Raw genomic sequence first — 23729 nt, 5'->3', positions numbered from 1 at the left:
CCTCCTATGAAAAAATTTTACAAGGGAATATTTTACTAATAATAAATTCCATAAAACGACAAAAAACCGATTCCATGGTAACGGAACCAGCTTTTTAAATAGGACTATTTTATTTCGTAGTACGAAATAACTACCGAGCTTATTTCGCTCTCTTTAATTTCCGATACATTTTTCCGTTCCAAAAGAAGAATTTTGTCACCCATCCGGCTTTACCGATGAATTCTTTCGAGAAAGCCTGGACCCTTTTTTGCCGGCTCGCTTTTTCATCAGACAGATAGACCCCGATCAACCCTTTATTGATCAGGCGGTGAAAGCCGGAATGCGGAAGATCATTTGTATGCTCATCCGCTTTACGGAGGAAATGAATGAGCCTCTCTCTTAAATGATCATCATTTTCATAATAGAAACAGAAGTTCAAGTCTCCCCCCTCATGATCTTCTTCCTGATCGATAAAATAATCCAAGAGGATATGGAGACCTTGTATGTAAGGAAAGTAACCTGCCTTTATTTTTGCTGTATATGAAGGTCTAAAGTCTGCCCTGCTGGCATAGGCCACCAGGCAGAAGATTCCGAGGGTGGAACCGGAGCATGCCGAGAATTCATACCAATCCATCTCCGGAAGGCTGGACCGGTGTCCTTCAAACCATGCCTGAAGCCTTTTCTCCCTTTCTTCTGCTTTCACGTGTTTATGTATTTGCAAATCACAATAATACTCGCAAAGTTCCAGCAGCTCATTTTTAATGCTTCCATAGTGGGGAATGGCAGCCAGTGATTCCTGACAAGCCATGACCAAATCACGTAAATAGCCGCCGTCATCCTGATCATTCCTCAATGCATAATAGTTCACGGTTTCAGAACCGACGGTCAATGAATCTTTCATCGATTGGTGCAGCAATTCGAAGTCCTCCGGATCAAGGGACGTACTTCTGTCACAAAGATTATCCAGATAATCGCTGATCGTTTGATAAGCCACCGTGAAGCGGATCGTTTCCCTTTTCTTCTTCAGTGAGAGAATGGAAAGGATCGAACCCCCTTCACAATGAAAGGTTTTATGCTCAATACTCGCTAATGCCTGTTTTCTTAATTCATCGTTTGGAATCTCTGAGGCTCGTTTTTTCCAGTGATCAAGCTCATGATGGACAAGCGGAAAGATATCCCGATATACTTTTGTCATTAATGAAAAAGGACTTGCAGGTACTGACAAGCTTACCACCTCGTTTATAAAATATAACCCAGTGCCTTCAGCCGGCTTTCTATGAAGATCTTCGAGTATTCAAAGATTTCTTCTCTCTCGGGTTCGTTATAGATTTCATGATAGCATTTCGCCCATTCCTTATAGTGCATTTCCGAAAGCGACAGCTCATTGAACCATTTCTTGACTGCACTTTTATCCACGATTTTATCATCGCCAGCCTGGAGCACCAGAAGAGGGATATCCGGCATTTTATTCAAGTTGACTGTGGCAAGCTTGATTGCCTGTGCTAGCTCCCTGTACCAGCGGACAGAAACTTTCGTGATATAAAGTGTATCGTTGCTGTCAATCTCCCTGACATCCGCATTCCGGGTCGCCATATCAATCGTCAATCCTGATGGGAATTTGACCATCGGGGCAAATTTATTCAATCCATACGACAGTAATTCGATCGGTTTGGACGGTCCATTCACAAGACCCAGGCAAGGTGAAGATAATATGACCCCTGCCAACTTGACATGGGACTCCTGAAGCATCCGTACGGCAATGAGTCCGCCCATGCTGTGGCCAAGGAGGAATACAGGCAGTTCAAACTGATAAGCAGCCTGAACCCAGTCTTTCACCTCGATAAGATATTCGTCGAACGAATCGATATGTCCTCTTTGTCTTCTCGACGTCATTCCCTGCCCCGGCAAATCACCCATAATGACATGGAAACCTGCTGCACGCCACATTTCAATGAGCCAGCCGTATCGGCCATGATGTTCCATTGCTCCATGAATGATGACGATGACTGCTTTTGCCTCTTGATCTGTTTCCCATTTCCACATGGCAAATCCTCCTTAAATGTTTCTCTAATGGTTATCATCTGCTACCATTATTATAGTAAATATTATTGAAAGGGGTAGTGAAAAATGCTCTATCCATACCATGATAAAAAACCTGTTATTGCAGAATCTGCTTATGTTGCCGATTATGTAACGATTTCCGGGGATGTTGAGATCGGGGAAGAATCCAGCATCTGGTTCAATACCGTCATCAGAGGAGACGTTGCACCTACCAGGATTGGGAGCAAAGTGAATGTCCAGGACAACTCCATCCTTCATCAAAGCCCTGGAAATCCCCTTATCCTTGAAGATGAAGTGACAGTCGGCCACGGTGTCATCTTACATAGCTGCAAAATCAGAAAAAAAGCCCTCATTGGCATGGGATCGATCATCCTGGATAACGCCGAGATCGGTGAAGGTGCTTTTATCGGAGCCGGTAGTCTGGTCCCTCAGGGAAAAGTCATCCCTCCAAACACGCTTGCCTTTGGCCGTCCTGCAAAAGTGGTGAGGGAATTGAACGAACATGATATCAGTGAGATGAAACGCATCTCCAGGGAATATGCCGAAAAAGGCCAGTATTATAAAAGCATCAAACCCTTTTAACTCTTATACTTGTGATACCCCAACCTGAGTGAGATTACTCGTGTTAAATTACGGGAGGGTTGAAGTGGATTTAATCATCCCGAGGTTGTGCCTGGCTCGATTCTTGCTTTCGGGACCAGGCACGACTCAAGCTAATTGAGTATGGCAGGACTTTGCGGTATGGTGAAGCTTTCGGCCATTTTTCGATTTTATCTGCCGTCTTTCATTTTTATCGTCCAAAAATATTTTTTATCGTCCATTTTTTCATTTTAGCTGCCAAAATCCTAATATATCTGCCATTCTTCATATTTCGACAAATTCCGCATGAGTTTCCTTACCTTGACTTCTTTGACTTCGAAACCCATACCCTCATTCAAAACTTGTACGCACCGAATACAACTTCACTCAACCAGCCGCCCCAATCCAAATACATCAAAAAAACCAACACCCATAAAAGAGTATTGGTTTTCTCATACCTGTTATTACTTAAGAGCTTCAGCTTTCAATACTTCAGCTTTGTTCGTACGCTCCCAAGGAAGGTCAAGATCGTTGCGGCCAAAGTGTCCGTAAGCAGCTGTCTGCTTGTAAATCGGACGGCGAAGATCGAGCATCTTGATGATTCCTGCAGGGCGAAGATCGAAGTTGCTGCTTACCACATCAACCAATACATCCTCAGAAACCTTACCCGTTCCGAATGTATCAACCGAGATGGATACAGGCTGTGCTACACCGATCGCATACGCCAATTGAACTTCACACTTTTCAGCAAGGCCGGCAGCCACGATGTTTTTCGCTACATAGCGCGCTGCATATGCAGCCGAGCGGTCAACCTTCGTCGCATCCTTACCGGAGAATGCGCCGCCGCCGTGACGTGCGTATCCGCCGTATGTGTCAACGATGATTTTACGGCCTGTAAGACCCGCATCACCTTGAGGACCGCCGATAACAAAACGGCCGGTAGGGTTGATGAAGTATTTTGTTTTTTCGTCGATCAGTTCTTTAGGAACAATAGGATCGATGACATATTCTTTCAGGTTACGCTGGATCTGCTCAAGCGAAACTTCAGGGTGGTGCTGAGTTGAGATAACGATTGTGTCGATGCGTACAGGCTTATCGTTCTCATCATATTCAACCGTTACCTGCGTTTTACCGTCCGGACGAAGGTAAGGAAGAACTTCTTCTTTGCGTACTTCAGTCAGCTGGCGGGATAATTTATGTGCAAGGGAAATCGGAAGAGGCATAAGCTCCTTCGTTTCGTTGCAGGCAAATCCGAACATCAGACCTTGGTCACCTGCACCGATTGCATCGATTTCTTCATCAGACATTTGTCCTTCACGCGCTTCAAGTGCTTGGTCCACACCTTGGGCGATATCGGCAGACTGCTCATCGATTGATGTCAAAACTGCACAAGTTTCTGCATCAAAACCGTACTTCGCACGTGTGTATCCGATCCCACGGATCGTTTCACGGACGATTTTAGGGATGTCCACATACGTATTTGTTGTGATTTCACCTGCAACAAGGACAAGACCTGTTGTAACAGATGTTTCACATGCTACACGGGCATTCGGGTCATTCGTTAAAATGGCATCAAGAATTGAATCAGAGATTTGGTCACAAATTTTATCTGGATGTCCTTCCGTTACGGACTCAGATGTAAACAGACGACGTTTTGTTGACATTAAGGTTCCTCCTTAAGCATAATTGCCGATTTCCACCGACAAAACAATTAAACAGATACGGTACTCATTCCCTAAGTAGTATGAAGTAAACATGGTTTTTTTATAAGGAAGAGAAAAACGACCTTATATAAAAACATGAGATTTAATCACTAATGCTCCACTATAAAATAGAAAAAACCCTTCCTCGGGAAAAAGTACAAAGAGGAAAGGTTTCACATCATAGCCGCGCCTTTTCTCTCTTATCGTTCAAGGTTGTCCACCTTGCCTCAGTTTAGCACCTTCGCTTCATGGGATCCTTCCCTATTACAAAAAGGACCAACTTTCTATTTAGCAGGTTGCTGGGTTTCATAGGGTCTGCTCCCTCCACCAGCTCAGGATAAGAGTATCCGTTCAAGGTACAATAATAACGTTAACGCCAAAGGGTGTCAAATATTTTTTAGTATGTAAAGATTAACAGCATGATGCCACATTTACCGCTGGGAACAATGTTTTGATTGATTATTGGGCAGGCTTCTGACATTTATATAAGAAGAAACACGGAAACGTGGGTATATGAATGAGGAATTTCCTGAGGACAAGCATAAACTGCTTAGATAGGGAGAAATAAGTTGCGTTTTTAAAGGAAAATGTTACAAGTTTAAGTCACAATATAAAAAAATGCTAAATAGTATAGACTAATAAATTAATTGTGTTATACTATTTTTGAAAAGATACAACAACAAAGTGGTATTTAAATTTATATAAAGGAAGGGTTCTAATGAATTCAGTGAGCATGTCTAGTGAGTTAACAGAATTACTTAGCGGTCAAAATATCAAAAATCAACTGTCTGTTTCACAATTAGTGGAAAAAGTTCTTCATAGAAATGAAGGCGTTTTAACTTCTTCAGGTGCAGTCAGAGCTGAAACTGGCAAATATACAGGGCGCTCTCCTAAAGATAAATTTACTGTAGAGGAGCCTACAACAAAAGATAAAATTGATTGGGGAGCTGTTAATCAGCCAATCTCCGCTGAATCATTCGATAAATTATACCATAAAGTCCTTGCATACTTAAAAGAAAAAGAAGAAGTATTCGTCTTCAACGGATTTGCAGGTGCAGATCCAAAACATAGACTTCCGATCCAGGTAATCAATGAATTTGCGTGGCATAACCTTTTCGCGCATCAGCTGTTCATCCGTCCGAGTGCGGAAGAGTTAATCTCACATAAATCAGAATTTACGATCGTATCAGCTCCAAACTTTAAAGCAGACCCTGCTGTGGACGGGACAAATTCTGAAACATTCATCATCGTTTCTTTTGAAAAACGCATCGTCCTGATCGGCGGAACGGAATATGCAGGAGAAATGAAGAAATCGATCTTCTCCGTCATGAATTACATGCTTCCTGAAGCAGACATCCTTTCCATGCACTGTTCGGCAAATGTAGGACGCGAAGGCGACGTCGCACTATTCTTCGGCCTATCCGGAACAGGCAAAACGACATTATCAGCAGATCCCAACCGCCGTTTGATCGGGGACGACGAACACGGCTGGTCACCGAATGGCGTATTCAACATCGAAGGCGGCTGCTATGCGAAATGCATCGGCCTGACTCGTGAAAAAGAGCCTCAAATCTTTGATGCCATCCGCTTTGGATCCGTATTGGAAAACGTGGTTCTTGATGAAGAATCCCGCATTCCGGATTATGATGATAATAGTTTAACAGAAAACACGCGTGCAGCTTATCCGCTTCAAGCAATGGAAAACATCGTGGAGCCTAGCGTTGCCGGCCACCCTAATACCATCGTATTCCTGACTGCCGATGCATTCGGCGTCCTGCCTCCGATCAGTAAACTGACGAAAGAGCAGGCTATGTACCATTTCTTAAGCGGTTATACATCTAAATTAGCAGGAACTGAGCGCGGAATCACTTCACCGCAGGCCACATTCTCTACTTGCTTCGGTTCTCCTTTCCTGCCGCTTGCCGCTACTCGCTACGCAGAAATGCTCGGTAAGAAAATCGATGAGCACAATGCAGAAGTCTACCTCGTAAACACTGGCTGGACCGGAGGAGAATACGGTGTGGGTAACCGCATGAAGTTATCTTACACACGCGCAATGGTGCAGGCAGCCTTAGAAGGTGAACTGACGAACGTTGAAACGGAAACAGACGAAATCTTCGGATTGAACATTCCGGTACATGTACCAGGTGTACCTGATGAAGTGCTTCAACCGATTAAAACATGGTCTAATGAAGAAGCGTACAAAGTGAAAGCAACTGAACTTGCACGCCAATTCAACGAAAATTTCAAGAAATTCACAAACGTACCTGCCGAGATCGAAGCTAAAGGCGGTCCCGCTGTAAATTAATCACATTTATTTCAATAAGACCCGTCGAACACGGCATAGTGTTTGGCTGGTCTTTATTTTTGGCGTCGGTTTTTCTGGGGGAATTAGCGAAAACCCTGTGATTATCAGTCTTACCAATGAAAATTGAAGTTATCGACGTTTTATAAGGCTTATCAACGAAAATTCTAGGTTATCAACGTTTTATAAGGCTTATCAACGAAAATCTTCGTTTATCAACGTTTTTTTGATTTTACCAACAATTCTACAACAATCGACAAAATCCGAAGTTACCAACCCGGCAATCCACGGGGCACCAGTCCGGCCCTCTCCTCGCCGGCTGCGCTTCCCTTGATTTCCTCCACCAAATCCCAACCAAATAAAAAAAGAGGATTCCTCCTCCTTTTAAATAAGCTATAAGCGTTTCTTCTTGCCTGTAATCAGATTCCATAAGAACACGACCACGGCAATGATCAATAAAATATGGATGATGGCTCCGCCGATCTTGAAGATCAGTCCCAATAACCACAGGACAACAAGTATCCCGATGATGGTCCACAACATGTATACCGCCTCCTTCATCATGTATTGTTGCTAACTTTCCCTAAATTGAGCTTTTTAAAACAACAACGAATATTTTTTGCAAATTCCTCTTTACTAAATATTAGAAATATTGGTAATATATCAATTAAACTTATAAAGGGGATAGTGAAATGATCAGAGTATTAACCCAGGCAGATGATGAGCAATGTCAGCAGTTGATCCAAATGCAGCCTGCCGAGAATTTATTCATCATCGGCGATATAGAGGCATTTGGCTATGAACAGGATTTCCAAACCATTTGGGGAGATTTTGACGAGTTGGGAAGACTGAGAGGGGTCCTCTTAAAATATAGGGAAAACTTCATTCCGTACTCCGCAGGAGATTTTGATGCAGAGGGATTCGCCGACATTATTAATCACTGCGATGATTTCAGTATCATGTCAGGTCTAAAGGCGGTCACTTCAAAGGTAGAACCTTTCTTAACGAGGGAATATCAATCAAAAAGGCATAACCGCGGCTCATTGTCAAATGAGGAACTTAATCATGTTGAAAAAGCCTCCACGAAAGACCTGCCCGGACTAGTTGAACTCTACAAAAAAATCCTTGAGTTCAGCGGGGGAAATTTCACTGTGGAGAAAAGAAAACATGGTATGGAAAAAGGGGTCGCGCGCAGCTACTACATTAAAAAAGACGGCATCTATGTATCCTCCGCCTCTACCACTGCTGAAAACAGCATGTCTGCGATGATCGTGGCTGTGTGTACCCACCCTGATCATAAGAAAAAAGGATATGCGACCGAGTGCATGACCAGACTGTGCCTTGATGTACTTCAGGAAGGCAAGGAGCTCTGCCTTTTTTATGATAATCCTGAAGCAGGCAGTATCTATAAGAATATCGGCTTTGAAGATATCGGCTATTGGATGATGTACAAATTTTAGACGTGGGGAATGCCAAGAGGAAGCTCATTCCCCCTCATCCCGCCCCATCAAAAAACTGCACTATAAAAGCCGGATCTTCTTTCGAAGAGATCCGGCTTTTTCAATTAAGCAGCCGCTTCTTGACTGCCCTGTATCAATTTCGCCTGCACCAGACGTTTTCTAACCGTAATACCTATCCAGCTGGCCAGGAATGCTTTGATAAGCCCTACTACGATAAAAGGATACACTCCCGCTGCCATAGCCTGCGCCCAGCTCAGATCGGCCACATATTTCAATTGGATTGTACCAAGTAACAGGGTGATGACCATCCCTGCTGTGTTTGCGATCATGGCCATTGTAAGGTTGAATTTCGTCTTTTCTAAGATCAATCCTGTAATAAATGCCGCTGCAATGAACCCGAAAATGTAGCCGCCGGTAGGGCCGACAAGCACCTGCGCTCCCCCGCTGAACCCGGCAAATACCGGCACCCCGACCGCTCCAAGTGCGGCATAGCCAATCATGGCAAAAGCTCCGTATCTACTTCCGAGAATCGTCGCTGTAATCCCTACCGCCAAAGTCTGCCCGCTGATCGGGACAAGCGGAAGCGGAATTTCAATCTGCGCAAAAATCCCTGTTATTGCAGCAAAAATACTGCATTGGATGATCATTCTTAATTTTTCCCCATTCATTCTCTGTTCTCCCCTTTGTGTAAACTATCAACAATTTAAAGTTAACACACTTTTTATCGTTCGGGAAGAACCTTAAAGATTTTTTCCACAAACCAGCGAATGATATACGAGAGGGGGAAATAGATCACGAATGACCACCACGGTTCCCAATGATAAGCCTTGTAATAATCAAGCCATCTAAAAAATGGCTCACTGATAAACGAAGCCCCGCCCGCTAACACCATATTGGCGATGAAGAATGCCTTCCCCTTCGGAAAATGATAATAAATGAACATATAGCTGACAGGAATCAAGGCGTAATCAAAAAAATAGGCCTTTGGATAAATCGGTAAGAGTTCGGTTGGATATCCCCAAAAACCCAATTCAAACCCAAATCCATCCAGATTCGCCGCAGCTATGATCCAAACCATCCCGAGAAAAAGGACCCTCGGCAGCTGCTGCCGATCCACCAACTTCAATATCTTCACCCAGAGGCCGATCATTAAGACGACAATGATCCACCACTTCAGAGTAAGGAAATTATATTCCATCCAATAGTCGATATTTAATTTTGCCGCTCTCATTAACCCACTATGAACGCTGTCATACTTTTCAATCATCTGTTTACCTCAGTTTTTTATTAGTATGAGAATTAATCCCTGTATTTATCAGCAAATAAAAAAGAACCTGATAACCAGGCTCTTAATTGGTCCTATTCAGCGATATCAGTTTGTAAGAAATCGTTGTCCTTCCTTCATGCCATTGTATCTTTTCTATACGTGCATATCCCCTTGAATGGCTTTTCTTTGTCGTCCGAATTTCGATTGGAGTGTGCATCGGATATAAGCGGTAACCGTCTTTTTGCAATTGAAAAAGATTGTCTTCCTTTCTGACCTCTTTCCCTTTCGTGACAAGCGTGGTATTAAGCTCGAGCCCCATTCCCATGGTCATTCCCCTTTACTTCTGTTTTTTCATCCAACCACAAAGCATAGAGACAATTTCACGGTTTTTCAGCGGGGGAAAATAATGCGTGAAATCTGAAAAATAATATGACTCAACGGATTTCCCGGCCTCTTTCAGCCTTTTTTCTAATCTATATGCATGATCGATCGAAACGTTGTGATCTTTTTTTCCGTGAATGATCAGGACAGGAGCTGAGATTCCTTCAATTTCATACAGCGGGGTCCGCCACTCATAGCGTTCAGGATATTTATTCGGACTGCCGCCGATCACCCTCTTCATCATCCTGCGAAGGTCTTTCCGCTCTTCATAGGTCAGGAACATATCGGATACCCCTCCCCAAGTGACGATGGAAGTGACGTCTTTCCTTTCAATGCCGGTGAAGAGTGCCATGACCCCTCCCCTGGAAAAACCGAAGACATGGATCCGCTGGTTATGTACGCGTTTGTATTGTTTGAGCAGCTGATATGCGGACAAGGCATCTTCACGGTCATCCCCCGCAAAATCTTCATTCCCTTCCCCGCCACGGTTCCCGCGGTAAAATGGCGCGAACACGATAAATCCTTGCTGGGCAAATTGGGCAATCCGGGCGGGACGCACCATCCCCACTCCTTTAATTCCGCCTCTTAAATACAGAAAGCCATCATACTCTCCTTCTTGTACCGGCTGTGCAAGCAGCCCTTTCACTCGCAGACCTCCTGACAAATAGACGATTTCATAGAGCTCGACATGCGGGTTCGGGGATGGAAATAACGTCTTTTTCACAATTGTTCCGTTTATCATACTCTCTTCCTTTCAAAAATCACTCTGGGTATTCACACATTTTTTACACGTCACATAAACTATTTTATCAAATCTCATATTCAACTTGTCATGGTTCTCTATAGGAGCATCCTACCCCTCTATGATGATGTAAAACCGTTTAGAGGGTATTAGTATAGGCTTTTGTTTCATTCAAAGGAGGAAAATATTTATGAAAAAATGGAGTCGAATCGTCTTCACCCTTCTCTTGACCACAGTACTCACCATCGGCTTGACAGCATGCGGAAGCGAAAAGAATGAGCTGGAAAAAGTACGCGTGGCAGAAGTTACCCGTTCCATCTTCTATGCTCCCCAATATGTTGCAATTGAAAAAGGCTTTTTTAAAGAGGAAGGCCTCGATATTGAACTCACCACCACATGGGGCGGGGATAAGACGATGACCACTTTACTATCCGATGGGGCAGATATCGCGCTTGTCGGTTCTGAAACATCCATTTACGTCCATGCGCAAGGGTCCGATGATCCCGTCATCAACTTTGCCCAGCTCACACAAACAGACGGTACCTTCCTGGTATCGCGTGAAAAAGTGGAAAACTTTGAATGGGACCAGCTGAAAGGCTCCACTTTCCTGGGTCAGCGTAAAGGCGGCATGCCACAGATGGTCGGAGAATTTGTGCTTAAACAGCACGGAATCGATCCCCATAATGATCTGAACCTGATCCAGAATATCGATTTCGCCAACATCGCCAACGCCTTTGCATCAGGAACAGGTGATTATGTGCAGCTGTTCGAACCAACTGCATCGATTTTTGAAAAAGAAGGGAAAGGACATATCGTCGCTTCCTTCGGTACAGAATCCGGCCATGTCCCTTACACTACCTTCATGGCAAAGGACAGTTATATAAAAGAGAACCAAGATGACATCGAAAAGTTCACAAAGGCTCTTCACAAAGCCCAGAAGTGGGTGCAAGAAAGCTCCCCTGAAGAAATCGCCGAAGTCATCGAACCGTATTTCGAGGATACTGAATTAGACATCATCGTAACCGTGGTGGACCGCTATAAATCACAAGGCTCCTTCGCAACAGATCCGATTCTGGATTCAGCAGAATGGGATAATCTGCAAAGTATCATGGAGGAAGCGGGAGAACTGCCGGAGCAAGTAGACCATGAGACACTCGTGAACACATCGGTTGCTGAGAAAGTGAGTGAATAGGATGATCAGAGTTGAGTAACCGGTGAACCGATTGATGAGATTGTACCTGGTACAATTCGCTGATTTTGTACCAGGTACAAATACCCCGATCTGTGCCTGGCACCACCTGGTACCCAGCCGTTCAAACCTTACCATCACCAAACAGGGCTGACGCCACGTCAGCCCTTCAATAATAAAAGACTGGAGGCGCGTTACCGTGAATTTTCTGTCCCTTGACACGATTCATCACACTTATTTTTCCCCTAAAACGGCCACCAATGCCTTATCTAACATTTCATTCGATGTGAATGAAGGAGAGTTCATCTCTTTTATCGGACCGAGCGGATGCGGGAAAACTACTCTTCTTTCAATCATCGCAGGACTCATCAAGCCGACAGAAGGAAAGGTTCTCCTGCACGGCAAACCAGTCAATTCCGAAAAAAATCAGATGGGATATATGCTTCAGCAAGATTATTTGTTTCCATGGAAAACGATTGAGGAGAATATCTTCATAGGGTTGAAGATCATGGAGAGCTTAACAAAAGAGAAGAAGCGTGAAGCGTATGAATTACTGGAGAAACTCGGCCTCTCCGGGGTGGCATCTTCGTATCCAAGAGAGCTTTCGGGCGGGATGCGGCAGCGGGTCGCCCTGATTCGTACATTGATTACGGAACCGAAAATCCTGCTTTTGGATGAGCCGTTTTCAGCACTCGATTATCAAACGAAATTAAAGCTCGAAGATCTTATCTTTACCACCTTGAAGTCTCTGAATAAAACCGCCTTGCTCGTCACCCATGATATCGGTGAAGCGATTGCGATGAGTGACCGGATCATTCTGTTCGCCTCAAAGCCGGGCAGGGTACACAGGGTGTTTGAGGTTCCACGGGAGTTAAGGGAACTAACGCCGTTGACCGTGAGGAACCATGAGGCATATCCCCCTTATTTTCAAACGATATGGAAGGAGCTTGAGAACCTTGAATCAGGAAACCCTTAAACAGAAGCATGCCGAATACATTCAATCCCTGAAAAAAGAACAGCGCTGGGTATGGTTCTATCAGTCTCTCATCTTCCTTGTTTTCTTCAGCATGTGGGAAATATCGAGCCGAAACAGCTGGGTCGATCCGTTAATCTTCAGCTCGCCTTCAAAGATTTGGGCACTTTTCTTGGATAAAGCAGCAGATGGGAGCCTCCTTGCCAATTTATCAGTGACACTGGGAGAGACAATTCTCGGTTTTATCCTAGGTACACTGCTCGGAACACTGTTAGCTGCACTCCTTTGGTGGTCACCTTTCCTGTCAAGAGTACTGGATCCGTACCTTGTCATCATGAACGCAATGCCGAAAGTGGCCCTTGGTCCGATTCTGATCGTCGGACTTGGCCCGGGCTTCACTTCGATCATCGCGATGGGAACGGTCATCTCCGTCATCATCACCACCATCGTCGTATATACCTCTTTTAAAGAGGTGGATCCTAACTACTTGAAGGTCATGAAGACATTCGGAGCTAAAAGGGGCCAGATGTTCAAAGAGGTCATCCTTCCCGCTTCCTTCCCGACGATCATCTCCACGTTGAAAGTAAACGTCGGTTTATCCTGGGTGGGGGTCATTGTAGGTGAATTCCTCGTGTCGGCAAAGGGACTCGGATATATGATCATCTATGGGTTCCAGGTGTTCAATTTCACCCTTGTGCTTCTCTCTCTGCTTGTGATCGCTGTATTTGCCACGATTATGTATAAGATTGTAGAACAACTTGAAAAGAAGTGGATCAAGTCATAAGGTTTAAGTGTTTCAGAGCCGATACCACCACTTTGTCTTTCATGATAAAACTGAATTCGGGGTGTGTCTGCATATCTGCCAGATCACCTTCCCATAACTTACATCCGTATGTTTCCAGGTAATCCTCTTTTCTTACCAATTCGTCAGCCTCCGCAAAGAATATGGTCTTCACAAATGGTGTTTGATCAAAGACCTTGTATTCCCCTACAAAAACGGGATCTTTGATCACTCCCCCGGTTTCTTCGTACGTTTCCCGGATCGCCGCTTCTTCAAGTGTTTCCCCTTTTTCACGCTTGCCGCCGGGAAACTCAAGTCCCCGCTTTTTATGCTGTGTTAACAGCCATTTATCGCGGTATCGGCAAATGACCAAAACATGATGGGACTCCTGTCCAAAAAAATGTTGTTGAAATGCAAGTTCCACTTTTAATCCATTGGCATCGATAAATTGTTCCATTTGTCATCCCCCCACTCTAATCTAATCACAAATAAAAAGCATTGGTCCACAAGTTTAGCTTTGGAACCAACACTTTATTTGCCATTATGGAGCTGGATGATCGAGAATCCCCATACTCTCGATATGTTTTCTTGCATCCTCATCACCGAGTTCATGGATCATGGCATACACCCTATGAAGATTTTCATCGTAAGCATCATTCTCACGGTCAAAGTGATACTGTATATATGGCACATGTGCACGATAGAAATTCTGCCAGTCGATCGAATGACTTGAATCAAAAATCTCCCTCAATCTTGTGATTTCTTCGTCCGTTGCCGAAATTTTAAAGTTCCATGAAGAATCAGTCGAGCTTCTTGAAATTTCACCTGTGGCTACCTCGATGTAATAATCATGACGTTCGTCCAAGCTTTCCAACCCCTTCAATTTTCTTACCCTTCTTTTTCCTCATTTCGTACGATTCTATTCATTTCCTGACGAGGAGGCTCACCTTTGCCACACTGACATCGAGACCTTACTCGGAATTCATAAATCTTTTTAAAAAAATCCCTGTATAAAGAATAAAGTCATTATTCTTTAGTATAGTATCAATAAGAAAAAGATTAGATTTTCCGGACGATAGGCTTATGATGTGGAATTTCGGGTAAATACAAAATAAAATGTGGAGTATTCAATCCTAATTCTGTTAAAATTAATGAAAGGGAGGTGAAGTGCATGAAGTTGATTGAAGAAATCTATGAAATGTACCGCGGCAGAATCAAAGGTACAGATGAAGACTTAGACCTCATTGCCCTTACGATTTTAGAAGATACTTCCAGGAACGAAATCATTGAATTGATCCAGGAAATGGAAACAGAAGAATTGGAGTATTTCCTTCGACTATACATATTTGAAACGTTAAAAGAAAAATGGTCCAAAAGTGAAGAACGAGTAAGATTGGAACGGAAAAGCCTTCACTGATTCAGGAAGGAACATAATATGAAAAGCCTTAAACAATCATTGTTTAAGGCTTTTTTCTTACCCCATTACATCAATACTATGTCCCTTGCTCGGATGCGGTGCAGCAGTTGCCTCCTGCATATCCTGAAGCATCACCGTGACGTGCGCAGCCTGGGTGGACATCTGGCTCTTAAGCAAATTCATACTAAGCGTCCGCTGAAGCTCTGCTACCTGCTTTCCCATTATGGAGGATACATTCATGGAAATCCCACCTCCTCTCCCCTGTTTTATTCATCATACCAAATTTCACCTGATGAAATAGAATGGTTCCGGAAACAATAAAAGGACCTTTGTACCATACACTTTATTCAACAAATTGTACGATTTAGTGAAGGACATTTATTTAGTATATGATAAAATAAGGAAAAAGGGGGTTGAACTGTGTCATTAACGCTTTTAATGATCATCGCTGTCGCTGTATGCATATTAGTGATATTTGTTAGTGCCCTGACGACATCCAAAGCATATACTACAGTTAAACATACCGTCGATCCAATTGAAAATAATCCTCACCTGAAGCATATGGAAGCAAAGAAAGCCGACTCGGAATTGAAACCAAAGGAATAATAAACATAAAAACCCACCAGCTCTGGTGGGTTTTCTTATTGTTAAGCAAAAACCTGCTTCAAGTCTTCTTTACTCTGACTCAGCCAGTATCTCATTAATTTCTTTGCTCCCTCTAAATCATGAAGCTTAGCCTGTCCGCACTGCTTCTCGTTTGCTGCAGGAATCTCTTCGATTTCGACTGCTTCTTTCATGGTCGCTTCCAATAGATCGATGATTTCCTCCACTTCAGGCTCACCGCTGACAACCAGATAATAACCTGTCTGGCAGCCCATCGGCGATATATCAATAATATCAAAGTGAGCATATGGCTCTGCATATTTACGGATGGTAAACGCAAGTAAATGCTCCAGTGTATGAATGGAGTCAGGTTTCATCGCCTGTTTGTTCGGTTGACTAAAACGGATATCGAATTTATTCACAAGACCGTCGCTTCCTACTTTATGAACTCCACAATGTCTGACATACGGTGCCTTTACCGCATTATGATCTAATTCAAAGCTTTCTACTGATGGCATCCATTATCACTCCCATTCATTTCTATCCTTAGTATAACTTAAATCCATAGTAATTTCATCAACTTAATATGTTTTTATCCATATGAATGGATATTTTCTTTCTTCAATCTTCGTCATTCGTGCCTTCCAACCCTCTTTACATTTTTATTTCAATCCAAAATCAGGCTTCTTTCCTTTGATATACTTTCTTTGATATAGTAGAAGAAAACACTCAGGGAGTACAAATGATGAAACGCGCGTTGCTTTTACTGTTCCGATTTTATCAAGTCGTGATATCACCGATAAAACCTCCTACCTGCCGATTTTATCCCACTTGCTCTCATTACGGGATCAAGGCAGTCGGAAGATTCGGCGCTATACGCGGCAGCTTTCTCACAATGAAACGAATCCTTAAATGCCACCCCTTCCACCCCGGCGGAATTGATCACGTCCCGGAAGAATGGCCTTCCAGGAATAAAAAGCACAAAGACTAGCTCTGAAAAAGGAGGTAGTCTTTTATTTATTTCGTCTTTCTTTTCAAGATTAGGTAAAAATAAAAAACGGGAATAAAACTTTTGTCTTGCTTAATGAGTGGGAGGATAGTAAAATAACTTTTGTGCTAAATCGTAATCATTACATTTTAATTATTTTAAAGGAGGTTTCTTCTTGAACTATATTCGCAAAAGCTTGTTATTATTAATTGTCTTACTTCTCTCAGCGTGCGGAACTTCTCCTGATGAAAAGGGAGCAAAGGATGGTAAACTCGATGTCTATACAACGGTTTATCCGCTTGAGGATTTCACTAAGAAAATCGGGGGAGAACATGTAGAAGTCAAAAGCATTTATCCTCCAGGAGCTGATGAGCACACGTTCGAACCTTCCCAAAAAGATATGATCAAAATGGCCGAAGGAGATGTCTTTTTTTACGTTGGGATGGGCCTCGAAGGATTTGTCGAAAAGTCTAAGACCATATTGGAAAATGAAGATGTTACTGTGGTACCCACAAGTGAGAAAATAGATTTGGAACATTCAGGAGAGGAACATGGGCATGAGGAAGAAGGACATTCTGATGACAGCCACGAGGAAGAATCGCATGGTGAGGATGAACATGGGCATGAACATGACACTGATCCCCACATCTGGCTGAATCCTGAATACTCCAAACAAATGGCCGAAGTCATTGCGAGTACGTTAGCCAAGGAAATGCCCGAACATAAAGAAGATTTTCAAAAGAATCTGAAGGAGTTGAACGGTGAGCTTAATGCATTGGATGCCGAATTCATGAAGATGGCTGAGGCTGCACCGAAGAAAACGTTCTATGTTTCACACGCTGCATACAGCTACTGGGAAGAGCGATACGGTCTCCATCAGGAAGCCATTGCGGGATTGAATACATCTGATGAACCTTCTCAGCAGGAATTGAAGAAAATCATTGAAAAAGGAAAAGAAGATAAGATTCAGTATATTTTATTTGAACAAAATGTTTCATCCCGTTTGACTGAAGTCGTTCAGAAGGAACTGGGAGCTGAATCACTCAAGCTTCATAACCTCTCTGTTTTGACAGAAGAAGATCGTGATGAGGATGAAGATTATTTTTCACTGATGCGAAAGAATATTGAAACACTGAAAAAGGCTCTGCAGTAATGATTTGGCACCACTCTATTTTTGGAGTGGTGCTTTTTTCTGCAACATAATCCAAATGCTCACTTACATGCATATTATTTTCCATTATGTGGACAATAAGGAAAGCTAATGACATGGTAAGGGAGAATTGGAAATGGATGAATTAGTACTAGCCCGATCTTTATTCGGCACGACAATGGCGTTTCACATTATTTTTGCGACGCTGGGAGTCGGGATCCCGCTGATGATCCTTGTAGCGGAAATTATGTATCAACGCACAAACGATTTGGATTATTCAGTTATGGCGAAGCGCTGGACGAAGGCATTCGCCGTGCTTCTCGGAGTAGGTATTCCGACAGGGACGATTGCTGGCGTGCAATTATCGCTGCTGTGGCCCGGTTTTATGGAGGTCATTGGACGAGTGATGGCCCTGCCTTTTCAAATTGAAATTTATGCCTTCTTCATAGAAGCTCTTTTTATGTCCATTTATGTATACGCGGCAAATCGGATTGCCCCTTGGATGCGGATCATCAGTTTGATCCTTGTGGCAATCGGTGGACTGGCATCGGCTGTCTTGATCACCAATGTGCATGCATTTGAAGGGACACCGGCCGGCTTCAATATCGTCGACGGTGAAATCACGAATGTCGACCCTTGGAAAGCATTTTTCAACCCAAGCTTCTTTGTGACGGCCGGGCATGTCGCTCTTTCTGCTTACGTCGTCGGATCTTTCACGATTGCGTCAGTCGCTGCATTCAAAATGCTCCGCACACCATTCGGGTCGAGAGTCTATAAGTTTCATGGTAAAGCACTGATGATTTGTTTATTCGTAGGAGGGGTCTTCGCGTTCTTCACCGCGATCAATGGACATGAATCCGCTCAGATGCTTCACGAATATCAGCCTGAAAAGCTGGCAGCTGCAGAAGGGCTGTTCGAAACACAGACACATGCCCCGCTTGCCATTGGAGGGTTTACGGACCGGGAAGAACAGGAAGTGAAATGGGGAATCGAAATTCCTTGGGCACTGAGCTTCCTTGCGGGGAACAGCTTTGATACCGAAGTGATCGGCTTGAATGATTTTCCTGAGGAATACTGGCCGCCGCTTTTCGTTCATACCCTGTTCAACGCAATGGTCGCCATCGGTTCATTGTTGATTCTTCTTGCTCTGGTTGCCTATGTATGGAAGAAACTCTTGAAGAAGGATCGTTATCCGAAGTGGATGATGTGGCTCTTTGTGGCTGGAGGACCTCTTTCCATCCTGGCCATTGAGTTCGGCTGGATTTTTGCCTGTACCGGCAGACAGCCCTGGACCATTTACCGGATTTTAAGTACAGAGGATTCGGTCACGACCACAGGGAACATTGCCGTTCTGTTTATACTATTTGTCACTGTGTATGCCATTTTAGCAGTGGCTGTAGTGCTTGTATTACTTTATTACTTCAAACGCAATCCGCCGCAAAAAGATCTTGATAAAGCTGAAAGCAAGGAAATTCCGTTGTCCACTTAATAAGAAGGAGGGATCATTCATGACTCAGGTATTAATCGCAATTACGATCCTATGGGGTTTCGTATTTATATATGCCGTAATGGCTACGATGGATTTCGGGGCGGGCTTCTGGTCGATGCTTTATATCAACCACGACAAAACAAAAGCAACCAATATCGCCAATCGTTATCTCTCCCCGACGTGGGAAGTGACGAACACGTTCATCGTCGCCCTTGTCGTGGCGGTATACAGCTTATTCCCCGGTGCGGCCTATTCTCTCGGTACCGTCCTTTTGGTGCCGGGGAGTTTGATCCTCCTCCTGCTTGCGATCCGGAGCGCCTTTCTTGTCTTTTCGCATGTGGCAGATGATTACCGTAAACCACTGACCTATATCACCGGCATAACGGGGCTATTGATACCTGGTCTTTTAATCAGCGTTCTGCCGATTTCGCATGGTCCTTATATTGACTTTGAGGACGGACAGACACTGCTGTTGGGCAAGCTTTTTACCAGTCCCCATGAATATGCGTTCTTTGGGTTTGCCGTAGCGAGTACATTGTTTCTTTCATCGCTTTTGTTAGCGGACTACTCCAAAGCGTCAAGGGAATTTGAGGCATATAAGGTATACAGAAGGGATGCGATGATCATCGGTCCCATATCCGTTTTGATGGCTTTTCTCATCATGGTCACAATGAAAAATGAAGCAAACTGGATTTATGAACGTATGATGGAGGACTTGACGATCCTGCTGATTTCCCTGCTCGGCTTTTTAGTTGCAGGTGCAGCACTGTTCCTGCCCACCAATAAAGAGGGGATGAAAGGAATGCCGCGTGTAGCAGTGGTGGCCGTTACGTTTCAATATGTATTGGCAAGCTATGTCTACGGTAATGCTCATCTTCCTTATATCATTTATCCGGAAGTGACGATTCAGTCTGGTTTTACAGATCCGAATTCATTCCGGGCGGTTTTCATCACTTATATTGTCGGGTTCATCATTCTTTTCCCGGGGTTTGTATACTTCTGGAGTCTGTTCATGAACGACAAACGGTATTTACAGAAAAAGAGTTAAGCTTTCTTCCTTTTTAATGCCGCTGTTGGTTTCCATGCAACAGCTAGAAAGGTCTATCATTTTTTTACAATGCAAAAATAAAAGGACGTGAAATCCCAGATGAATTTCATGTCCTTCACTGTTTACAACAAAAACTCTTCCCTACACTCACAAACTTCCTTCAGACGCTTCTCATTCAGCCCTACTCCAATACCAGGCTTATCAATCCTCTGCACCATTCCGTTCTCCACCGTGATCGGAGCATCTATGATGTCCTCCTCCCAATATTTCGAGGATGAAGAAATGTCACCTGGGATCGAGAATCCCTCAATGCTTGCAAGGCAGATATTATGAGCTCGGGAGACACCGAATTCAATCATGCCGCCGCACCACACTCTGATCCCGTTCTCCTGGCAAAGTCGATAGATTTCAAGTGCAGAATTGTAACCTCCGACCCTGCCCAGCTTGATGTTGACGACACCGCAGCTCTTCAAATGGATGGCACTTTTCATATCGTGGGGACTCACGATACTTTCATCCAGACAGATAGGGGTGCCGATCTTCTCTTGCAAAATGGAGTGGTCAACCAGATCGTCAATCCCGAGAGGCTGTTCGATCATTTCCAAGTGGAATTCATCAAGGGATTTCAAATGCTCGGCATCATCCAAACCATACGCAGAATTCGCATCTGCCAAAAGGGAAAGATGCGGAAATTTTTCTCTTAATGCACGGACAATTTCAATATCCGCCCCCTTCGAAATCTTGATTTTTATCCGTTCATACCCTGCATCGACCAGTTCATGAGTCTGTGCAATCATCCCGTCAATCGAATCTCCTCCAACGACGGCACCTGCCAGTATTTTCTCACGGGTCCCTCCAAGCACATTCCAAAGGGGCTTGTCCTGCTGCCTCGCATATAAATCCCAGATCGCCATTTCCAGTGAAGCTTTTGCCATTGCATTCCCTCTTACAGTCTCAAACAGCTTACTCAGTTCTTTCGGGTGGGTAATCGGGCTGCGTTCAAGCAATGGAATCAATACATCTTTCAGCATGTGATGGCACGTATTCACCGTCTCTTCCGTATACCATGGCGTAGAAAAAGCCACTGCCTCACCTAAGCCGATCACACCGTTTTGATCCTCGGCCTCAATTATGATCCCTTCCCGTGATTCAACTCTTTGCAAGTGAGTGACAAACGGCTTCTTCAACGGCATCGATATCATGTGCAGTCTTATTTTCTTAATGTTCACCCCGGTACACCCCCTGCTCCCAACGCTCTCTCAGCACTCGTCTCAGAATCTTATTGGAGGCATTCCGTGGGATTTCATCCACAAAGACGATCTTTTTCGGCTGTTTGTAGGAAGCAAGGTTCTTTTTACAGAAAGAAAGCACTTCTTCCTCGTTAAGGAGACTCATGGTGCCTTTTACAATGAAAGCACAAGGAACCTGCCCCCACTCATCGCTCGTAATTCCTGCCACCCCCACGTCTTCGATTTCTTGGTGGGAAGTAAGAACACTTTCAATCTCAGCCGGGTACACATTTTCCCCACCGGAAATGATTAAATCGGAACGGCGGTCCAAGACGAATAAAAAGCCTTCATCGTCCACGTAGCCGATATCACCTGTGGAAAGCCACCCATCCTCAAAGCTTTTTCTGTTCGCATCTTCACGCATGTAATACCCCGTTGTCACATTGGGTCCCTTCACTAAAATCTCCCCCTCTTCATACGCTGACGCAGGTCCGGTTTGTTTCTTTATCCTCAGTTCGGAAGGAAACAGCGGTTTTCCTGCTGAACCAAGCTTTGACAAGCTGTATTCAGGGGAAAGGGTCACAATCTGAGAAGACGTTTCCGTCATCCCATATGTTTGAAAAACAGGTATTTCCTTGTCTCTGCAGATTTCGAGTAATGGAAGCGGCGCCGGTCCCCCTCCAAGAAGCATACAGCGAAAATTCCCATGGTACGGTTCATCGCCCAGGTCCTTCAGCATTCGCTGCAGCATATTACTCACTGCCGACATAATAGTGATGGAACCGCTCTTCAGCTCTCTATTGATTCGTACTGCATCGAAATGGTCAAACAGCCGCACGCTCATCCCATAAATGACACTTCTCATTAAAATCGAATAGCCGCTTATATGAAAGAGCGGTACCGAACACAGCCAGGTATCATTTTCACTTGTACCGAGATTCAATGACGAACCAATCGCACTCCACCAATGATTTCCGTATGTCTGAAGCACCCCTTTTGGTGCCCCAGTCGTACCAGAAGTGTACATGACTGAACAGACTTGATCTAACTGAAAATGATCCTTTATTTCAAAGGTTGACGGCGACGCCTTCTGTAAATCTGAAATCTTCACTTTTTGTACATGCTGATTTTGAAGCTTTTCATCAAACTCATCATCTAAAATGACTGCCGGCAGTTTCATATCTTCCATCTGAAATGCCAGTTCAGTCGGACTTAATCGATGATTCAGGAGGACGGCTGACAAGCCGAGCTGTTGAACCGCATGAATGACCGTGACCGATTCGACTGTGTTTTTTATCATCAATCCGATGAATTCGGATTGAGAACCCTTCACATGACTATGTATCTTGCCTGCCGTTTCGATCGTCATGTTCCACAGGTCTTTAAACGTATACTCATGTTGATCGCTTATCAAGGCGACCCTGTCGGGGGTCAGATATGTTCTTTGTTTGAGCCAATTCGGCAGCTGTTGGGATGTCATAACGTCTCTTCTCCAATTCATGAATGATTTTCGCTAAATATAAAAAACCTGATGAATCTGTCGAGATCCATCAGGCTGCCCTCTATTAAGGGAAACGAGGGAATTGTCCGAAGTCAGGTTTGCGTTTTTCCTTGAACGAGTCTCGACCCTCTTTAGCTTCCTCAGTTGTGTAATAAAGAAGTGTCGCGTCTCCTGCAAGCTGCTGAAGTCCAGCCAGACCGTCTGTATCGGCGTTGAATGCAGCTTTGAGGAAGCGAAGTGCAGTCGGGCTCTTCTCAAGCATCTCAGAAGCCCACTGAACCGTTTCTTCTTCAAGTTTATCCAATGGCACCACCGTATTGACAAGACCCATTTCAAGAGCTTCCTGGGCATTGTACTGACGGCATAGATACCAGATTTCCTTTGCTTTCTTGTGACCTACGATACGTGCAAGATATCCTGCACCGTATCCAGCATCGAAGCTTCCCACTTTCGGTCCTGTCTGCCCGAAGATGGCGTTATCAGCAGCGATAGTAATATCACAAACGACATGAAGGACGTGGCCGCCGCCAATTGCGTAACCGGAAACCATCGCGATGACCGGTTTAGGGATGACACGGATCAAACGCTGCAAGTCCAGTACATTCAGACGAGGAATTTCATCTTCACCTACGTAACCGCCGTGTCCGCGGACACTTTGGTCACCGCCGGAACAGAATGCTTTTTCTCCTGCACCAGCAAGGACGATTACGCCCACTTTGGAATCATCACGTGCATAAGCAAACGCATCGATCAGTTCCATTACCGTTTTAGGTGTGAAAGCGTTGCGAACTTCCGGACGGTTAATCGTGATTTTGGCGATACCGTTATATGTTTCATATAAAATTTCTTCGTAGTTTCTTTCTGAAACCCATTCAAAAGCCATG

The 23729-nt window shown here is 44.1% G+C and carries 28 protein-coding genes and 1 riboswitch; of the genes, 12 read left to right on the top strand and 16 right to left on the bottom strand.

What is annotated here, in order from left to right:
* Positions 1-139: 139 nt before the first annotated feature.
* Together HWX64_RS16700 and HWX64_RS16695 are read right to left on the bottom strand one after the other, a co-directional pair.
* Complete coding sequence (locus tag HWX64_RS16700; RefSeq protein ID WP_175990614.1) at positions 140-1204, bottom strand: tetraprenyl-beta-curcumene synthase family protein; 1065 nt, start codon at positions 1202-1204, stop codon at positions 140-142.
* Positions 1205-1218: 14 nt separating this feature from the next.
* Entirely contained in the window at positions 1219-2022 is an 804-nt protein-coding gene (locus tag HWX64_RS16695) for an alpha/beta hydrolase (RefSeq protein WP_175990613.1), read from the bottom strand.
* Positions 2023-2106: 84 nt separating this feature from the next.
* On the opposite strand from HWX64_RS16695, the gene HWX64_RS16690 reads away from it, so the two are divergent.
* Positions 2107-2622 (top strand): gamma carbonic anhydrase family protein, encoded by a 516-nt coding sequence (locus HWX64_RS16690; RefSeq protein ID WP_175990612.1) that lies wholly within the window; start codon positions 2107-2109, stop codon positions 2620-2622.
* 461 nt (positions 2623-3083) lie between these two features.
* Here the strand turns inward: HWX64_RS16690 and metK are convergent, their stop codons facing one another.
* Positions 3084-4283 (bottom strand): methionine adenosyltransferase, encoded by a 1200-nt coding sequence (gene metK, locus HWX64_RS16685; RefSeq protein WP_175990611.1) that lies wholly within the window; start codon positions 4281-4283, stop codon positions 3084-3086.
* Positions 4284-4519: 236 nt separating this feature from the next.
* Positions 4520-4666: riboswitch (SAM riboswitch) on the bottom strand.
* A 374-nt stretch (positions 4667-5040) separates the two neighbouring features.
* On the opposite strand from metK, the gene pckA reads away from it, so the two are divergent.
* Positions 5041-6630, top strand: coding sequence for a phosphoenolpyruvate carboxykinase (ATP) (gene pckA, locus HWX64_RS16680; protein ID WP_175990610.1), 1590 nt, complete (start codon positions 5041-5043; stop codon positions 6628-6630).
* A 390-nt stretch (positions 6631-7020) separates the two neighbouring features.
* Here the strand turns inward: pckA and HWX64_RS16675 are convergent, their stop codons facing one another.
* The gene (locus HWX64_RS16675; protein WP_175990609.1) at positions 7021-7170 is read right to left on the bottom strand and encodes a lmo0937 family membrane protein; all 150 of its coding nucleotides are present in this window, start codon (positions 7168-7170) and stop codon (positions 7021-7023) included.
* 149 nt (positions 7171-7319) lie between these two features.
* Here HWX64_RS16675 and HWX64_RS16670 point away from each other — a divergent pair, with 149 nt between their 5' ends.
* The gene (locus tag HWX64_RS16670; protein WP_175990608.1) at positions 7320-8087 is read left to right on the top strand and encodes a GNAT family N-acetyltransferase; all 768 of its coding nucleotides are present in this window, start codon (positions 7320-7322) and stop codon (positions 8085-8087) included.
* Between the two features lie 104 nt (positions 8088-8191).
* Here the strand turns inward: HWX64_RS16670 and HWX64_RS16665 are convergent, their stop codons facing one another.
* The 4 genes from HWX64_RS16665 to HWX64_RS16650 form a co-directional block, all read right to left on the bottom strand.
* Positions 8192-8755, bottom strand: coding sequence for a biotin transporter BioY (locus HWX64_RS16665; protein WP_175990607.1), 564 nt, complete (start codon positions 8753-8755; stop codon positions 8192-8194).
* 53 nt (positions 8756-8808) lie between these two features.
* Positions 8809-9354 carry a CBO0543 family protein gene (locus tag HWX64_RS16660; RefSeq protein ID WP_175990606.1) on the bottom strand — a complete coding sequence of 182 codons (546 nt, stop codon included), beginning with the start codon at positions 9352-9354 and terminating at the stop codon, positions 8809-8811.
* Between the two features lie 82 nt (positions 9355-9436).
* Complete coding sequence (locus HWX64_RS16655) at positions 9437-9679, bottom strand: DUF2584 domain-containing protein (protein WP_175990777.1); 243 nt, start codon at positions 9677-9679, stop codon at positions 9437-9439.
* Between the two features lie 12 nt (positions 9680-9691).
* Positions 9692-10477, bottom strand: coding sequence for a S9 family peptidase (locus HWX64_RS16650; protein ID WP_175990605.1), 786 nt, complete (start codon positions 10475-10477; stop codon positions 9692-9694).
* Positions 10478-10667: 190 nt separating this feature from the next.
* On the opposite strand from HWX64_RS16650, the gene HWX64_RS16645 reads away from it, so the two are divergent.
* The 3 genes from HWX64_RS16645 to HWX64_RS16635 all read left to right on the top strand — a co-directional run bounded on the left by HWX64_RS16645 (position 10668) and on the right by HWX64_RS16635 (position 13423).
* Entirely contained in the window at positions 10668-11669 is a 1002-nt protein-coding gene (locus HWX64_RS16645; protein WP_175990604.1) for an ABC transporter substrate-binding protein, read from the top strand.
* 196 nt (positions 11670-11865) lie between these two features.
* The gene (locus HWX64_RS16640; protein ID WP_175990603.1) at positions 11866-12642 is read left to right on the top strand and encodes an ABC transporter ATP-binding protein; all 777 of its coding nucleotides are present in this window, start codon (positions 11866-11868) and stop codon (positions 12640-12642) included.
* The gene (locus tag HWX64_RS16635; protein WP_254871181.1) at positions 12623-13423 is read left to right on the top strand and encodes an ABC transporter permease; all 801 of its coding nucleotides are present in this window, start codon (positions 12623-12625) and stop codon (positions 13421-13423) included. The genes HWX64_RS16640 and HWX64_RS16635 overlap by 20 nt, the downstream gene beginning before the upstream one ends.
* Here the strand turns inward: HWX64_RS16635 and ytkD are convergent.
* Positions 13413-13877 (bottom strand): RNA deprotection pyrophosphohydrolase, encoded by a 465-nt coding sequence (ytkD, locus tag HWX64_RS16630; RefSeq protein WP_175990601.1) that lies wholly within the window; start codon positions 13875-13877, stop codon positions 13413-13415. The genes HWX64_RS16635 and ytkD overlap by 11 nt on opposite strands.
* 84 nt (positions 13878-13961) lie before the next feature.
* On the bottom strand, positions 13962-14285 hold the full coding sequence (locus HWX64_RS16625) for a hydrolase (RefSeq protein WP_175990600.1): 324 nt from the start codon (positions 14283-14285) through the stop codon (positions 13962-13964).
* A 306-nt stretch (positions 14286-14591) separates the two neighbouring features.
* On the opposite strand from HWX64_RS16625, the gene HWX64_RS16620 reads away from it, so the two are divergent.
* Positions 14592-14837, top strand: a complete 246-nt coding sequence (locus tag HWX64_RS16620; RefSeq protein ID WP_032087259.1) for a DUF6154 family protein — start codon at positions 14592-14594, stop codon at positions 14835-14837.
* A gap of 57 nt (positions 14838-14894) precedes the next feature.
* On the opposite strand, the gene HWX64_RS16615 is transcribed toward HWX64_RS16620, so the two are convergent.
* Complete coding sequence (locus HWX64_RS16615) at positions 14895-15077, bottom strand: polyribonucleotide nucleotidyltransferase (RefSeq protein ID WP_175990599.1); 183 nt, start codon at positions 15075-15077, stop codon at positions 14895-14897.
* A gap of 180 nt (positions 15078-15257) precedes the next feature.
* On the opposite strand from HWX64_RS16615, the gene ytzI reads away from it, so the two are divergent.
* Complete coding sequence (ytzI, locus tag HWX64_RS16610) at positions 15258-15443, top strand: YtzI protein (RefSeq protein ID WP_254871179.1); 186 nt, start codon at positions 15258-15260, stop codon at positions 15441-15443.
* 41 nt (positions 15444-15484) lie between these two features.
* On the opposite strand, the gene HWX64_RS16605 is transcribed toward ytzI, so the two are convergent.
* Positions 15485-15958, bottom strand: coding sequence for an S-ribosylhomocysteine lyase (locus HWX64_RS16605; protein WP_175990598.1), 474 nt, complete (start codon positions 15956-15958; stop codon positions 15485-15487).
* Positions 15959-16102: 144 nt separating this feature from the next.
* Positions 16103-16237 carry a hypothetical protein gene (locus HWX64_RS22130; RefSeq protein ID WP_303049492.1) on the bottom strand — a complete coding sequence of 45 codons (135 nt, stop codon included), beginning with the start codon at positions 16235-16237 and terminating at the stop codon, positions 16103-16105.
* On the opposite strand from HWX64_RS22130, the gene yidD reads away from it, so the two are divergent.
* The 4 genes from yidD to HWX64_RS16585 all read left to right on the top strand — a co-directional run bounded on the left by yidD (position 16186) and on the right by HWX64_RS16585 (position 20115).
* Positions 16186-16431, top strand: coding sequence for a membrane protein insertion efficiency factor YidD (yidD, locus tag HWX64_RS16600; RefSeq protein WP_175990775.1), 246 nt, complete (start codon positions 16186-16188; stop codon positions 16429-16431). The two genes, HWX64_RS22130 and yidD, sit on opposite strands and share 52 nt — an antisense overlap.
* A 172-nt stretch (positions 16432-16603) precedes the next feature.
* Positions 16604-17581 carry a metal ABC transporter solute-binding protein, Zn/Mn family gene (locus tag HWX64_RS16595; RefSeq protein WP_368495593.1) on the top strand — a complete coding sequence of 326 codons (978 nt, stop codon included), beginning with the start codon at positions 16604-16606 and terminating at the stop codon, positions 17579-17581.
* Positions 17582-17714: 133 nt separating this feature from the next.
* Positions 17715-19067, top strand: coding sequence for a cytochrome ubiquinol oxidase subunit I (locus HWX64_RS16590; protein ID WP_175990597.1), 1353 nt, complete (start codon positions 17715-17717; stop codon positions 19065-19067).
* 19 nt (positions 19068-19086) lie between these two features.
* Positions 19087-20115 carry a cytochrome d ubiquinol oxidase subunit II gene (locus tag HWX64_RS16585; RefSeq protein WP_175990596.1) on the top strand — a complete coding sequence of 343 codons (1029 nt, stop codon included), beginning with the start codon at positions 19087-19089 and terminating at the stop codon, positions 20113-20115.
* Positions 20116-20237: 122 nt separating this feature from the next.
* On the opposite strand, the gene menC is transcribed toward HWX64_RS16585, so the two are convergent.
* The 3 genes from menC to menB form a co-directional block, all read right to left on the bottom strand.
* Positions 20238-21344, bottom strand: a complete 1107-nt coding sequence (menC, locus tag HWX64_RS16580; protein ID WP_175990595.1) for an o-succinylbenzoate synthase — start codon at positions 21342-21344, stop codon at positions 20238-20240.
* Positions 21334-22824: an o-succinylbenzoate--CoA ligase gene (locus HWX64_RS16575; RefSeq protein ID WP_175990594.1), complete on the bottom strand. Its 1491-nt coding sequence runs from the start codon at positions 22822-22824 to the stop codon at positions 21334-21336. The genes menC and HWX64_RS16575 overlap by 11 nt, the downstream gene beginning before the upstream one ends.
* A gap of 85 nt (positions 22825-22909) precedes the next feature.
* Entirely contained in the window at positions 22910-23728 is an 819-nt protein-coding gene (gene menB / locus HWX64_RS16570; protein ID WP_175990593.1) for a 1,4-dihydroxy-2-naphthoyl-CoA synthase, read from the bottom strand.
* Position 23729 lies beyond the last annotated feature (1 nt).

Source organism: Bacillus sp. Marseille-Q1617, from assembly GCF_903645295.1.
Taxonomy (GTDB): Bacteria; Bacillota; Bacilli; order Bacillales; family Bacillaceae_B; genus Rossellomorea.
The sequence above is the reverse complement of the archived record's forward strand: the minus strand, read 5'-3'. Positions and strand labels throughout refer to the sequence as shown.